At 62.6% G+C, this 13920-nt stretch carries 9 protein-coding genes; 3 read left to right on the plus strand and 6 right to left on the minus strand.

Features of this window, described 5'->3' with window-relative positions; all coding sequences use genetic code 11:
* Positions 1–47: 47 nt before the first annotated feature.
* The 5 genes from parE to IEV75_RS02495 form a co-directional block, all read right to left on the minus strand.
* Complete coding sequence (gene parE, locus IEV75_RS02475; RefSeq protein ID WP_373290499.1) at positions 48–2147, minus strand: DNA topoisomerase IV subunit B; 2100 nt, start codon at positions 2145–2147, stop codon at positions 48–50.
* Between the two features lie 56 nt (positions 2148–2203).
* Positions 2204–2809, minus strand: a complete 606-nt coding sequence (locus IEV75_RS02480) for a transglycosylase SLT domain-containing protein (RefSeq protein ID WP_188450977.1) — start codon at positions 2807–2809, stop codon at positions 2204–2206.
* A 43-nt stretch (positions 2810–2852) separates the two neighbouring features.
* A complete protein-coding gene (locus IEV75_RS02485) occupies positions 2853–6074 on the minus strand; it encodes an autotransporter outer membrane beta-barrel domain-containing protein (RefSeq protein ID WP_188450978.1) in 3222 nt (1073 codons plus the stop codon).
* A gap of 184 nt (positions 6075–6258) precedes the next feature.
* Positions 6259–7662: a type I glutamate--ammonia ligase gene (gene glnA / locus IEV75_RS02490; protein WP_188450979.1), complete on the minus strand. Its 1404-nt coding sequence runs from the start codon at positions 7660–7662 to the stop codon at positions 6259–6261.
* Between the two features lie 68 nt (positions 7663–7730).
* The gene (locus IEV75_RS02495) at positions 7731–8069 is read right to left on the minus strand and encodes a P-II family nitrogen regulator (protein ID WP_127567030.1); all 339 of its coding nucleotides are present in this window, start codon (positions 8067–8069) and stop codon (positions 7731–7733) included.
* A 110-nt stretch (positions 8070–8179) separates the two neighbouring features.
* On the opposite strand from IEV75_RS02495, the gene IEV75_RS02500 reads away from it, so the two are divergent.
* The 3 genes from IEV75_RS02500 (at position 8180) to IEV75_RS02510 (ending at position 13588) form a co-directional block, all read left to right on the plus strand.
* Positions 8180–9712 carry an NAD(P)H-hydrate dehydratase gene (locus IEV75_RS02500; protein WP_233351724.1) on the plus strand — a complete coding sequence of 511 codons (1533 nt, stop codon included), beginning with the start codon at positions 8180–8182 and terminating at the stop codon, positions 9710–9712.
* 86 nt (positions 9713–9798) lie between these two features.
* Entirely contained in the window at positions 9799–12081 is a 2283-nt protein-coding gene (locus IEV75_RS02505; protein ID WP_188450980.1) for an NADP-dependent malic enzyme, read from the plus strand.
* Positions 12082–12166: 85 nt separating this feature from the next.
* The gene (locus tag IEV75_RS02510; protein ID WP_188450981.1) at positions 12167–13588 is read left to right on the plus strand and encodes an MATE family efflux transporter; all 1422 of its coding nucleotides are present in this window, start codon (positions 12167–12169) and stop codon (positions 13586–13588) included.
* Here IEV75_RS02510 and IEV75_RS02515 read toward each other — a convergent pair whose 3' ends face one another.
* Positions 13589–13780 carry a superinfection immunity protein gene (locus tag IEV75_RS02515; protein ID WP_188450982.1) on the minus strand — a complete coding sequence of 64 codons (192 nt, stop codon included), beginning with the start codon at positions 13778–13780 and terminating at the stop codon, positions 13589–13591.
* Between the last annotated feature and the right edge of the window lie 140 nt (positions 13781–13920).

Consider the following 13920-nt stretch of genomic DNA (forward strand, 5'->3'; position numbering starts at 1 on the left):
GGAAGGGGGTTATTGTGTTACGTCACGAGGAGTTGAGCGGTTAAGCCCTACAAATCAATCGCTTCCACAAACGGTGCGTGTTCCTGGATGTACTGGAAGCGCAGCTCTGCCTTCTTGCCCATCAAGGTTTCAACCAGATCATCAGCCTCCTCGCGGAAGGCGTCATCAATGGTCACGCGCGCGAGCGAGCGTGTCTGCGGGTTCATCGTGGTGGCTTTCAGCTGGGCGGGTGTCATTTCGCCAAGACCCTTGAACCGGCCCACCTCCACGCGCTTGCCCTTGAACTCGCCATTCATGATGGCGTCCTTCTCCGCCTCGTCCTGCGCGTAGAGCGTCTTGGCCCCGACGGTGAGGCGATAGAGCGGCGGCTGGGCCATGAACAGGCGCCCGCTCTCGATCAGGCCCGGCGTGAAACGGTAGAAGAAGGTGGCCAGAAGTGCGGCGATGTGCGCGCCGTCCACGTCCGCGTCGCACATGATGATGACGCGTTCATAGCGCAGGTCTTCAAGATCGAATTTCGAGCCCGGACGGGTGCCGAGCGCCAGCATCAGGTCGGAGATTTCCTGATTGGCAGAAATCTTGTCCGCCGTAGCCGACGCGACATTCAGGATCTTGCCGCGAAGGGGGAGAATGGCTTGCGTCTTGCGGTCGCGTGCCTGCTTGGCCGAACCGCCGGCCGAATCGCCCTCGACGAGGAAAATCTCCGTCCCGTCCGCGCCTGAGGTGGAACAGTCCGCCAGCTTGCCGGGCAGGCGCAGGCGGCGGGTCGCGCTCTGGCGCTGGACCTCTTTTTCCTTCTTGCGCTTAAGCCGGTCCTCGGCGCGCTCCACCGCCCAGTCGATCAGCCGGGCCGCTTCCTTCGGCCTCGCCGCGAGCCAGTGGTCGAACCGGTCGCGGATGGCGTTTTCGACAAGGCGCTGCGCCTCCGGTGTCGAGAGCCGGTCCTTGGTCTGACCCTGAAATTCCGGATCTTTGAGGAAGATGGAGACCAGTACGCCCGCCCCGCCCATAACATCGTCGGGCGTGATGAGGCCGGCCTTGCGGTTGCCGGCGAGCTCGGCGTGCGCTTTCAGGCTCTTGGACAATGCCGCGCGCAGCCCCGCCTCGTGCGTGCCGCCCTGCGGGGTCGGTACGGTATTGCAGTAGGAATTGGAAAAGCTGTCATGCTCGCCAAACCCGTTTGCAGAGAAGGCGACGGCCCATTCCACCGCGCCCATGCGTCCTTCGGAGCGCTCGACACGCCCGGAGAAGTTTTCCGTAACGAGGGCTGCGCCCTTGACCAGTTCTTCGAGGTGATCGGCAAGCCCGCCAGGGAAGGCAAGCACCGCTTCGGCAGGCGTGGGGGTGCCCTCAACCAGCTCTGCCGGGCATGACCAGCGTATCTCTACGCCCCGGCGCAGAAACGCCTTGGAGCGCGACATGGCAAACAGGCGCGCGGGTTTGAAATGCGCCCGGCTGCCGAAAATCTCGTGATCAGGTTTGAAGCGGATTTTGGTGCCGCGCCGGTTCGGCGCCGCGCCGATTCTTTCCAGCGCGCCCAGCGGCGTGCCGCGCTGGAAATTCAGGCCCCAGGCCGTGCGGTCGCGCGCCACTTCCACTTCGACGCGTTCTGACAGCGCGTTGACGACGGAGATGCCGACCCCGTGCAGGCCGCCTGCGGTCTGGTAGGCCTTGTCGGAGAACTTGCCGCCGGAATGCAGCGTGGTCATCACGATTTCCAGCGCCGACTTGCCGGGGAATTTCGGATGCTCGTCAACCGGAATGCCGCGCCCGTTATCGGTGACCGTGACGAAGCCTTCCTCATCGAGGCGCACCTCGATCCGGTCGGCATGGCCTGCCACGGCCTCGTCCATCGCGTTGTCCAGCACTTCGGCAAAGAGGTGGTGCAGCGCGCGCTCATCGGTGCCACCGATATACATGCCCGGCCGCTTGCGCACCGGCTCCAGCCCTTCAAGCACCTCGATCGAGGAAGCGTTATAGCCGGGCTGCGGCGGTGGCGGCGGAGAAGGGGAGGCTGCGGGCGCGCGCGGCGCAGACGGCTCTGCTGCTTTCACGGGCTCAGGCTCTGCACGCGGAGCGGGCGAGGCGGGTTTCGGGGCAGGCGCGCCGCCGCCAAACAGGTCATTTTGCGAATCGTGGGTCATCACCTTGCACCATGCCCGATTGCGGGCAGTGCGGGAAAGCGTTCAGAGCGGCTTGTCCCCTACCGGAACCAGCGCCTGCGCTGGCAGGAACGCAGCTGCGAATCATAACGCCGGGCATCTGCCTCTACCTGGCTGGCGGCGCGCTGCAGCCAGGCCTTGGAGTTGTGCGTGCCCCGGTTATAGCCGGTATGGCCTTCGTGATAGGCGAAATACAGATTGCGCGGGTCGTCTAGCGAGATGCGCGACAGGCGCTGGCTCATGGACGCGTACCAGCCGATGAAATCAACCGCATCCTCGAAATTGGTTCGCCGGGCAGAACGATTGCCCGTCTGCTCGCGATACCAGTCCCAGGTGCCGTCAAGCGCCTGCGCATAGCCATGAGCTGATGAGGCGCGGGGGCCGGGCAGCACGATGAGACGCCGGGTCCGTGGCGGCCGTGCGTTGGCAACAAAGCTGGATTCGCGGTTGACGAAGGCCAGCTGGGTGCCTTGAGACAATCCCCACCGCCGCTCGGCGCGCTCTGTGGCCCTGCGCCATGCCGGGTACTGGGTGAAGATGGCACAGGCGTTCTGGACCTGCGCTGGAGGCGCACGGTGGCTGCACGCGGTTACCAGAGCCGCTGCCGCCGCCAGAAATGCACAGAATAGGGCCAGACGTATAACCATGACCGGATTGTCCCCGGTCATGGTTAAAAGGCGTTAAACCGGCCTAGAAATTCATCCGCAGCACGAGGCGGAGCACGTGGTTCACGTATTCATCGCGATAATCGGCGTCGTAGGCGAAGGTGAACGTCGTGTAGTTTGACCCCGCAGAGAAACCGAAGCCAGCCAGCAGGCCGGCCGACGGCATTTCGGCCGCGCGCAGCGTGAAGGGAGTGCCGTTCTGGCCAAACCGCGCCGTGGTCTCGCCTGAATTGCCCGAGAAGTCGCCGCGATAGCCGACACGCGCATAGGGCAGCCACCAGCTGCCGGCCCGCTCGAAACGGCGGGCGACTGTAACGGTGGCGCCGCCCGTCAGCGCGCTGGTCGTGCGGCTATCGACAAAGAGGGCAAGTTCGGGCGCCGTATTGTCGAGCGCGATTTCATTGAACCCATCTTCGGAAATCGAAAGCCAGGTCAGCGAGGCTTCCGGCCTGACTACCCAATTGCCCAGCGGAATGTCCCGGCCTGCCTGGGCGGACAGGGAGTAGTGCCAGCCACCCCAGTCGGCCGAGGTGGAGCCGGTATAGCTGCCAATACCGATATTGCGTTGTGTTTCGAAGCGGTTGATGCCTGCTGAGGCGGTGAACGAGGCGTCAATACCGCCAAGGTCTATGGCAGCGTAGCCTGACACCTGACCCATCAGGGTCGTCATCGGATCGTTGTCGAGGCCGATCTGTTCGATCTCGCTGGCCGCCCCCGCCAGGCTCACGCCTACCGCATAGAACGGGCCGAGCGGGCGGTCGATGCCGACCGCAAGGCCGACACCATAGCCGCGATAGCCCGGGCCGAGGGCCGTGTCGGTCCTGTCGGCGTAATAGCCGAATTCCTGGATCCAGAGCCCTGCAAGCTCCGAGGGCGAGAGACGGGCATTGCGCAGGCGCGTGGATACGGCGCCCGCTGCTGCATCGTGAGAGGCCAGGGCAAACTGGATCGCGCTGGCCGCATACTCGGGCAGCAACTGGTCATAGGCTCTGTAGAACGCATCCGCATCGCGGATGGAGGCGATGGCATTGCCCAGCGAGCTGACATCATCGAACAGGGAAATGGCCGCGTCATAGACAGCAGCCCGGTTGGGGTCGAACCCGATCTGTTCGGCCGTCTTGCGTTCCAGGCTGAGTACCAGCGAGTTGGGATCGCCGGCGTCTCGCTCAAGGTTTGCCGTGTAGAGGAAAGGCGTGTCGACAGCTTCCAGGATCACGGATTCGTCGACCACCGTAAGTGTTCCGGCAGAAAGCACTCGGTATTCGCGGCTTTGCCCGACGAGCTCGGACAGCGATACTGACAGCTCCGAGCCATCTTCGAAGGCAATCTCGCCGGTCGCGATCAGGGCAGCGCTCGATGTGCTGTCACTGTCCAGGACAAGGTTGAGTACGCCGCCATTTCCGAAGCGCGCCGACGTGATATGTGTCTGACTAGTCAGGCCGAGTGCCAGAGTGGCGTCTTCGACATCAATCTCCAACTGGCCATCACCAGTATTCAGCGCCCCTCTGAATTCCGCACCGTGAACGATCAGCCGGTCAGCGCCATTGCCGAAATAAATATCGCCATCCATCCGGCCAGCCGTCAGTGACATGGTGTCGGCGCCGGCACCGAAATACACATCTCCGACAATTGCGGGCTCGTCAGCATCCTCGTCTGCCGGTGCGGACTGGCTGATAGTCAGGCCGGACGTCATCGCCCGGGCATCAACAGCGATGAGCGTTGGCGAGTTTGTGGCCTCATAGTTAGACGTAACGGCCCTTATGCGCCCGGTATTACTGATGTCGGTAACGGCGTCGGACGAAATGACGATGCCTGTTGCTGCAGATCCGCCAACATTCAGTGTTGCCGTAATGAGGCCCGAATTATCGATTCGTCCGACATCACTACCGGACTCGATGCTCAGGGCGACGGCCGTGCCCTGGCCGTACACTGGATCTCCGAACCCGTCACCGTCGTAGCCGCGGAAAACCAGTGCTGAAATTGTTCCGGAATTGTTGATTCCGGCCATCTGGGCCCCTTCACCGATCGTAATGGTCTGAGCGTGCCCGTCGAACGTCGTCGCGGTCGCGGTGCCTGTAACTTGCATCCCGGCTTCGGCGAGGATTACCGCTTGGATATTGCCATTAACATCGCGCCCCGAAATCAGAATTGCGCGTGTGTCGATTCCGTCAAACACACCCGCTGCGTTGACGTTGCCATCGATGACCAGGCCGTAGCCGCGTTCAACTGTAACGAGGTCGCCTTCTTCTGCTCCTTCTGACGTGTCAGGCTCTTCGTAGACAACTTCGCCAATCGTAACTGGTCCGGAGGCGTTTTCGCCGGGCTGGATGGCCAGCGCTGGCGCCGAACCGGTTACCTGCACGCTACCCCCCGCACTGTTGGTCGAAGTGGGGCCTGCGATGAAGACACCGTCTCGAACGGAGCCTGCAATGATGACGGCTGCCCCGGCGAGACGTGAATTCTCCGCAACATCGCTTGCTTCACGATCAGCCAAAGCTTCGAAGATTGCCTGGCTTGCACGATCGTTAATACGAAAACCGTTTGAACGCACCTGTCCCGCGATGCTGACCGCACCGTCCACATCGCCAGTCACGGACACAGCCGTCGATCCGCTACCCAGCGTGTTGACTGTCCCCCCCTGCAGAATTCTCACATCGCCAGTAGAGTTGCCCTCAATCGCGATGCCGATCGAGTTTTCACCGACGATATTTACGCCGCCGGAGAACGCGAGATCACCGTCAATGTCTGAGGCCACGCGGATACCATAGGAATCCTGGCCGGTGACGTTAATCGTACTGCCGCCTTCGACTATCACATCGCCGGAAAATGCCGCGCCGGCGGGGGAGCCGATCAGTATTCCGGTCTTGTCGCGTTCATTTGTGTAATTCTCGAATGCTTCGTCGAGGGATTGGTTGCCGTTAACGTCGGCGTCCGCCATTGCGATCCGGCCACCGTGGACAATTTCGCCTGTGCGGCCGCTCTCGGCGAAAATGCCGACTGCGCCATTCCGGTCGTTGATTGTGATCTCGCTGCCCGACGCGGTTTCCACCGAGTTGTCGGAATCGATCACCACGGCCGGGCCGCTATTTCCTGTGAGGGTTACACGCCCGCTCGAGGTGATGACGACATCACCTGCGGTGGAGGTGCGCACCGGGCTGGTGCGTTCATTGCTGATCTCTTCATCGGCCCAGACCGGCGATGAGCACAGGGCTGCAACCGATGCAGCAGCAAGAAGACGACGGCGCATAAAGACCCTCCGGCGGACATTCCCCTCTGGCCCGGCAATTGCCCGGCGCAGTAAGCCACGCAGAGTCTTAGACGATGCTTCTGCGCCCGTCGACCACTCAGACGTGCTTGTAATCTTTCCATGACAGTCACGAAAAGGCCCGCCGGAGAACCGGCGGGCCTGCTTCTTGCGAAGAATGGTCTGGCTAGACCTTGTAGTAGAGCTCGAACTCGACCGGGTGGGGGTGGTGCTCGATCCGGCTTACCTCTTCCATTTTCAGATCGATATAGGCATCGATCTGGTCATCATCCATCACGCCGCCCTTTTTCAGGAAGGCACGGTCGGCATCGAGGTTTTCCAGTGCCTCGCGCAAGTTCCGGCTGACCGTCGGGATGTCTTTGAGCTCTTCGGGCGGCAGATCGTAGAGATCCTTGTCCATGGCGTCGCCAGGGTGGATCTTGTTGGCGATTCCATCGAGGCCGGCCATCAGAAGCGCGGTGAAGGTCAGGTAGGGATTGCCGGCCGGGTCGGGGAAGCGCGCCTCGATGCGCTTGCCCTTGGGTGAGCCGACATAGGGAATGCGGATCGAGGCGGAACGGTTGCGCGCCGAATAGGCAAGGAGCACCGGCGCCTCATACCCCGGCACCAGACGCTTGTAGGAATTGGTGGTCGGGTTGGCGAACGCATTGATGGCGCGCGCGTGCTTGATGATGCCGCCGATATAGTAGAGGCACATCTCCGACAGGTCGGCATATTTGTCGCCTGCAAACAGCGGCTTGCCGTCTTTCCAGATCGACTGGTGGACGTGCATGCCCGAGCCATTGTCGGCATAGACCGGCTTCGGCATGAACGTGGCCGTCTTGCCGTAGGACGCGGCAACGTTGTGCACGATGTACTTATAGAGCTGCATCCGGTCGGCCATGTTCAGCAGCGTGGAGAATTTCATCCCCAGCTCGTGCTGGCTCGGCGCCACCTCGTGGTGGTGCTTTTCCGGTTCAAGGCCCAGCTCGCGCATGACGGCCAGCATCTCGGTGCGCATGTCCTGCGCCGAATCGATCGGCGGGACAGGGAAGTAGCCGCCTTTCGGCCCGGGCCGGTGTCCCAGATTGCCCCCCTCCATCATGGTGCCGGAGTTATATGGGCCTTCCTCGGAGTCGAGCACATAACCAGTCTCGTTCTGGGCGGTTTTCCAGCGCACATCGTCAAAGACAAAGAATTCCGCTTCCGGTCCGAAATAGGCGGTGTCGCCAATGCCGGCCGCTGCCATGTAGGTCTCGGCCTTCTTGGCAGTTGTGCGTGGGTCGCGATTATAGGGCTCGCCCGTAATCGGATCATAGATGTCACAGAACACCGCGAGCGTCGGTTCCTGGAAGAACGGATCGACGAAGGCACCGGCCGTGTCGGGCTTGAGCACCATGTCGGACTCGTTGATGGCCTTCCAACCATTGATGGACGAGCCGTCAAACATCTGGCCGTCCTCGAAGAAGTCGGCATCGACCATGGACTTGTCGAAGGTGACGTGCTGCAGCTTGCCGCGCGTGTCGGTGAAGCGCAGGTCCACATACTCGATATTCTCGTCCTTGATCTTCTTCAGGATCGCGTCTGACATGTCGTCCTCGTTTCAGTGTTGTGCGCCGAACAGGCGCTCGGGGATGATGGTAAGGCGGGGCGCGGCGTCTACAGCGCGTCGTCGCCGGTTTCTCCAGTACGGATTCGAATGGCGGTCTCGACCGGCATGATGAATATCTTTCCATCACCGATACGTCCCGTCTGGGCCGCATTCTGGATGGCCTCGACGGCGGCATCCACGCGGCTGTCGGGGATCACCAGTTCGATTTTGATCTTCGGCAGGAAATCGACCACGTATTCCGCGCCGCGATAGAGCTCGGTATGGCCTTTCTGCCGCCCGAAGCCCTTAGCCTCGGTTACCGTAAGGCCTTGCAGTCCGATTTCCTGAAGGGCTTCCTTCACGTCATCGAGCTTGAAAGGCTTTATGATCGCTTCGATCTTCTTCATGAAGCTGGTCTCCTTGATGGTCAGACGCATAGCCCAGGCGCGGCGCGTCTCAAGCTAATCCGGGCGCCACTCATCGCAGCAGGGCAGCCCTGCCCGAATGTGAGGCACGAATGTTCAGATGTATGGCAGCGGGCCTGCCAGGTCCCGAATTGCTGGACTGCGGCGCGATGCGCCGCTCAGACGCTTTTGCGGTCGATCAGGGTGTTCCATCAGCCGCATTGATGGAGCGGGCAGGACAGGCCGTCGCCGACGCTATCACTGCGCGGTGGGCGCCGCGCCCGGCGGCGATATTGTGTGGTCCGGGCAATAATGGTGGCGACGGGTGTGTCGTTGCGCGCCTGCTGGCAGAGCAGGGCTGGCCGGTGGAAGTGTTTTTCGCCAGTGACAGGGAAAAGCTCGCCGGGGATGCGCGCCGGGCATCCGATAGCTGGCATGGCAGGGCGCGACCGTTGACTGCCTTTGATCCGGCTGACTTCTCGCTGGTGGTGGATGCGCTTTTCGGGGCAGGGCTGTCGCGTCCGCTGGACGGTGCCGCGCTCCATGCGGTTGAGACCGCCAATTGTGCGGACCTGATCCGCGTGGCGGTCGATGTTCCCAGCGGGATAAGCGGCGATTCGGCGGCGGTGGAAGGTGCCGCGTTCAACGCGGATCTGACCGTGAGCTTTCACCGGCTCAAGCCGGCGCACCTGTTCGCGCCCGCCCGCGAACACTGCGGAGAGCTTGTCTGCTCGGGTATCGGGATCCCGCCCGGCTGGCAGGAAGCGGCGGGCCCGGTTGCGCGGCTCTCGTCGCTATCAGACATCGCCATGCCTGTCATGGCTCACCGCGCCAGCCAGCACAAGCATCAGCGCGGGCGCCTTTGCGTGCTGGCCGGTGGTCCTGGAGCGACCAGTGCGGCGCGGCTGTCTGCCGAAGCCGGGCTGGCCATGGGTGCCGGTCTGGTGACTTTGCTGTGCCCGCCCGCTTCGCTGATCGAGTCCACGCAGATCTCTGCGCCGGTCATGACCCGTCCGGTGCGCGAGGCGGATTTCGCAGACACGCTCGCCGCGCATCGCGCCAGCGCTCTGGTGATGGGGCCAGGAGCCGGTGCCGATCAGCGGCTCAAGGAGCGGGTGCTGGCCGCACTCCGGGCGGGAACACCGCTGGTGCTGGATGCTGATGCTCTCACGGTTTTTGAAGATGCGCCGGCAGCCCTGTTTGCGGCACTGCATCCGGGCGCGGTCCTGACCCCCCATGCAGGCGAGTTTGAGCGCCTCTTCCCCGGTGTGCTGAACGAAAGCGCGACACCGCTCGTGGCCGCACAACAGGCATCCGCGAGGGCGGGAGCTGTTATCGTGTTGAAAGGGCCGGCAACGGTAATAGCGCCGCCCTCCGGCGAGGCACACATCAATGCCTGCGCCAGTGCCCGGCTGGCCACAGCCGGAACCGGGGATGTGCTGGCGGGCATGATTGGCGGGCTGATGGCGCAAGGCATCGCGCCCTTCGCTGCGGCGGTCAGTACCGTGTGGCTGCACGGTCAGGCGGGCTTTCTGCTACCGCCCGGCGGCAATGCCGGGGATCTGGTCAGATGTATTCCTGCGGTGCTGTCAGCCGCACTTGATGAGCAGTCCCGCCAGCGCGCGCTCGCAAGGCTTTCCCGGTAACAGATAAACCATGGCCCTCCGGCGTGGGCGGGGCTATAGGCTGAAAGCTGACAACGCGAAGACGAATCCAGCTTCCGGACCTGCTCATGACCAAGAAGACCGCCGCCGAGACTGCCCAGTCCCGCACTGACGAGGACGCGCTGGCATTCCATCGCCAGGAACCGCCGGGCAAGCTGGCTCTGGCACCGACCAAGCCCATGGCCACCCAGCGCGACCTTGCGCTGGCTTACAGCCCCGGCGTGGCAGCGCCGGTCAAGGCCATCGCGGCGGACCCTGATGCCGTCTACGACTATACTTCAAAGGGCAATATGGTCGCCGTTGTCTCCAATGGCACGGCCATTCTCGGCCTCGGCAATCTGGGACCGCGGGCTTCAAAGCCGGTCATGGAAGGCAAGGCTGTGCTGTTCAAACGTTTTGCCGATATCGATGCGTTCGATTTGGAGATCGACTACGAGGATCCCGAAAAATTCATCGATTGCGTGGCCGGATTCGGGGACAGTTTTGGCGGCATAAACCTGGAAGACATAAAGTCTCCCGAATGCTTTGAAATTGAAGCGAAACTGCGCGAACGCCTGGCCATTCCGGTATTCCACGACGACCAGCACGGCACGGCGATAATCGCGGCTGCGGGCCTGATGAATGCCTGCCATCTGACCAACCGCAAGTTTGAAGACCTGAAGGTTGTGCTGATCGGGGCCGGGGCGGCTGGCCTTTCGGTCCTGGAGCTCATCAAGTCGCTCGGCGTGCAGCACGATCATGTCACCATCATTGATGTGAACGGCGTGGTGCATAGCGGCCGGGATGACCTGCATCCGCGCCTTGCGGCGCATGCCCGTGAGACAGACTTGCGCACGCTGGATGAGGCCATGGTGGATGCCGACGTGATGCTTGGCCTGTCGGCGGGCGGCATTGTCAGCCAGTCCATGGTCAAATCCATGGCCGCCGACCCGATCATTTTCGCCATGGCCAATCCGGTGCCGGAGATCATGCCGGACCTCATCAAGCAGGTCCGCTCCGACGCGATCATTGCGACGGGCCGGTCCGATTTTCCCAATCAGGTCAATAACGTACTGGGCTTTCCTTACATCTTTCGCGGTGCGCTCGATGTCCGTGCCACCACGATCAATGAGGAGATGAAGCTGGCGGCCGCGCGGGCGCTGGCAGACCTTGCCCGCACCGATGTGCCCGATGAGGTGGCCAGAGCCAATCGTTCCGCCCGCCTCAGCTTCGGGCGCGACTACATAATCCCCTCGCCATTTGACCCCCGCCTGATCTCGTTTGTGCCGCCTTACGTGGCACAGGCTGCCGTGGATAGCGGAGTGGCGCGCCTGCCCATGCCGGAGGCGGGGTCCGGCTACCGGGCCCGGCTGGCACGCCGTCTCGATCCGACTGCGGCGCTGCAGCAGCACATTACCGAGGTCATCAAGGCCGAGCCCAAGCGGATCGTGTTTGCCGAAGGCGAGGAACCCAGCGTGATCCGCGCCGCCGCTGCCTTCCAGGCACAGGGGCTTGGAACGCCGGTCCTGGTCGCGCGCGAGCGCATCGCCGAGGCCAATATGAAGGAGCTGGGGATCGATCCGGGTTCGCTGGAAATCTGGAATGCGCGCCTGTCGGACCAGAACCCGGATTATGTGGATTTCCTCTACGAGCGCATGCAGCGTAAGGGCTATCTGCGCCGCGATGTGCAGCGCCTGGTCAATAATGACCGCAATGTCTTCTCCGCCTGCATGCTCCGTTTTGGCGATGCGGACGGCATGGTGACGGGCGTCACACGTCACTTCATGAACACGCTCTCCGACATCCGCCTTGTACTGGACGAGGCGCCCGGCGGACGTCTGATCGGCCTGTCGCTGGCGATCAGCCGCGGGCGGACGGTTGTCATCGCCGACACGAATGTCACCGAATTCCCTGAAGCGCCGGAACTGGCCGATATCGCGTGTGGTGCGGCGGCAGCGGCACGCAAGCTGGGCCTGACCCCGCGTGTCGCCTTCCTGTCCTATTCCACCTTCGGCAATCCGCCGGGTATCCGCACCGAAAAGATACAGAGTGCGGTGCGCCTGCTGGACGCGCGTGGCGTGGATTTTGAATACGAGGGCGAAATGGCGGCAGACGTCGCCCTGAACCCCGATCATCACGAGGCCTACAGCTTCTCGCGCCTGTCTGGCGCTGCCAATGTGCTGGTGATGCCGGCTGTTCATTCGGCGTCTATCGCGACGCGGCTATTGAAAGCGACCGGCGGCGCGACAGTGATCGAGGGCCTGCTCGTGGGGCTCGAAAAGTCAGTGCAGATCGCCCGGCTCGGCTCGCCGGTATCCGACATCGTGAACCTTGCAGGCATGGCGAGTTTCGACCTTACCCACAGGCCGTGACAAAGAATTCATGAAGCGGCTCTGGCGGGACGGGATGGAGCGGCCTAAATGTGGGGGCAATTCCTGAACGACCGGACCTCCCTTCATGGCTCAGAAACGCAATGCCCGCGACCTGACGCAGGGCCCGGTGTTCGGGCACCTCATGCGCATGGTTATCCCGATGAGCTTCGGCATTGTAGCCATGATGCTCGTCGGCATTGTCGATGCGTACTGGGTGGGCCGTCTGGGCACGGTGCAGCAGGCCGCCGTACAGTTCGTCTTTCCCGTTTCAATGGCGGTGATGAGTATCGCCATTGGCCTAGGGGCAGGGGCCGTTTCGGTTGTGGCGCGCGCCGCCGGGCGCGGTGATGGTGAACGGACGAAACGCGTGGCCACCGATGCGGTGCTGCTGGCCCTTCTCATCACGGCGATCACTTCAGCCATCGGCATCGCCCTTATCGGTCCGCTCTTCCGTCTGATGGGCGCGAGCGAGGCGATGATGCCGTTCGTGCACGACTACATGACGATCTGGTTTGCCGGTATCATCTTCATGGTCGGCCCGATGATCGCCAGCAACATTCTCCGCGCGCTGGGCGATGCGATCCTGCCAAGCATCATCATGATCATCGCGGCTGTGCTGAACATGATACTGGACCCGATCCTGATCTTCGGTCTGGGCCCCGTTCCGGCGATGGAAGTGCAGGGCGCCGCGCTCGCCACGCTCATCTCCAACCTGGTTGTCTTCATCGTCGCCATGGCGATCATGATCTTCCGCGAAAAGATCATCGACCTGTCATGGCCGGGCTTTTCCGAAATGGCCTGGAACTGGGGTGAGATCGCGCGCATCGGCGCGCCCGCCGCTGGATCCAACATGATCAACCCGATGGCGATGACGCTGGTCTTTGCCGCCGCTGCGCAGTTCGGCGAACCGGTGGTCGCCGGTTTCGGCGTGGCAGGCCGTGTCGAGGCGCTGGCCCTGATCCCGCTTTTTGCGTTGTCAGGCTCCATTGGTCCCGTCACGGGCCAGAATGGCGGAGCGGGTCATATCGAGCGCGTGCGCGAGGCGTTCCGGTCAGCCTTCCTGTTCTGTGCAGGCTGGGGTGTGGCGATGGCGGCTTTACTGGCGGCACTCGCCTATCCGCTCTCCTGGCTTTTCCTGCCATCAGATGAAGCGCAAGCCATGGCGCGCCTGACATGGTGGATAGCTCCGGTGACCATGGGCGGTTACGGCATTGCCATGGCCGCGGCCGCAGGCTTCAACGGGCTGGGACGTCCCTTGCTGGGGGTTGGTGTCAATCTGATGCGGTGCTTCCTGCTTCTGGTGCCACTGGTCTGGCTGGGTGCCATACAGTTCGGCCCGGCGGGCATGATCAGCGGCTATGCGCTGGCCAACGTGCTGGCCGGGGCGGTTACGGCCTTTCTCGTGCTGCGCTACGCGCCGATGAGTGCCGTGGAGAGCAAGGCCCGGCCCGTTGTGCCACCGACACAGGCGGCAAGGGCCGGGGTGCCGGTAAAGCCCGCGGAATGATCAGGCGCTGATGACTTCCACCCGACGCTGGGTCGCCGTGGTCGACCAGATCAGCGCCACGACCCAGCCAATCACGGTCCAGCCGAGCAGCAGGTTCGTCAGGAAGATGGCAAAGCCATTGTGATGGCCGCGCAGCAGCGCGATCAGCGTGGGCAGGAAGTGACCAACCAGTATAAGAACGAGGATTTCCATGAACGGGCTCCTTTTATCGATTTTCGATAAAGGTAGTGTGTTTCGCGGCGACCGCAAGTGACAGGTTCGTAATTTTACCGAGGTGGTTTGGCGGGACGGGTTTCTTGTTGATGTCCGCCAATCCGTGCGTTGCGGAAACA

The sequence above is a fragment of the Glycocaulis albus genome (assembly GCF_014639075.1).
GTDB lineage: Bacteria > Pseudomonadota > Alphaproteobacteria > Caulobacterales > Maricaulaceae > Glycocaulis > Glycocaulis albus.

What these genes read in the sequence shown, in the direction of transcription:
- IEV75_RS02485 (WP_188450978.1), bottom strand. Translation starts at nt 6,074, where the DNA reads ATGCGCCGTCGTCTTCTTGCTGCTGCATCGGTTGCAGCCCTGTGCTCA.
- IEV75_RS02480 (WP_188450977.1), bottom strand. Translation starts at nt 2,809, where the DNA reads ATGGTTATACGTCTGGCCCTATTCTGTGCATTTCTGGCGGCGGCAGCG.
- IEV75_RS02510 (WP_188450981.1), top strand. Translation starts at nt 12,167, where the DNA reads ATGGCTCAGAAACGCAATGCCCGCGACCTGACGCAGGGCCCGGTGTTC.
- IEV75_RS02495 (WP_127567030.1), bottom strand. Translation starts at nt 8,069, where the DNA reads ATGAAGAAGATCGAAGCGATCATAAAGCCTTTCAAGCTCGATGACGTG.
- IEV75_RS02500 (WP_233351724.1), top strand. Translation starts at nt 8,180, where the DNA reads ATGTTCAGATGTATGGCAGCGGGCCTGCCAGGTCCCGAATTGCTGGAC.
- IEV75_RS02505 (WP_188450980.1), top strand. Translation starts at nt 9,799, where the DNA reads ATGACCAAGAAGACCGCCGCCGAGACTGCCCAGTCCCGCACTGACGAG.
- IEV75_RS02515 (WP_188450982.1), bottom strand. Translation starts at nt 13,780, where the DNA reads ATGGAAATCCTCGTTCTTATACTGGTTGGTCACTTCCTGCCCACGCTG.
- glnA (WP_188450979.1), bottom strand. Translation starts at nt 7,662, where the DNA reads ATGTCAGACGCGATCCTGAAGAAGATCAAGGACGAGAATATCGAGTAT.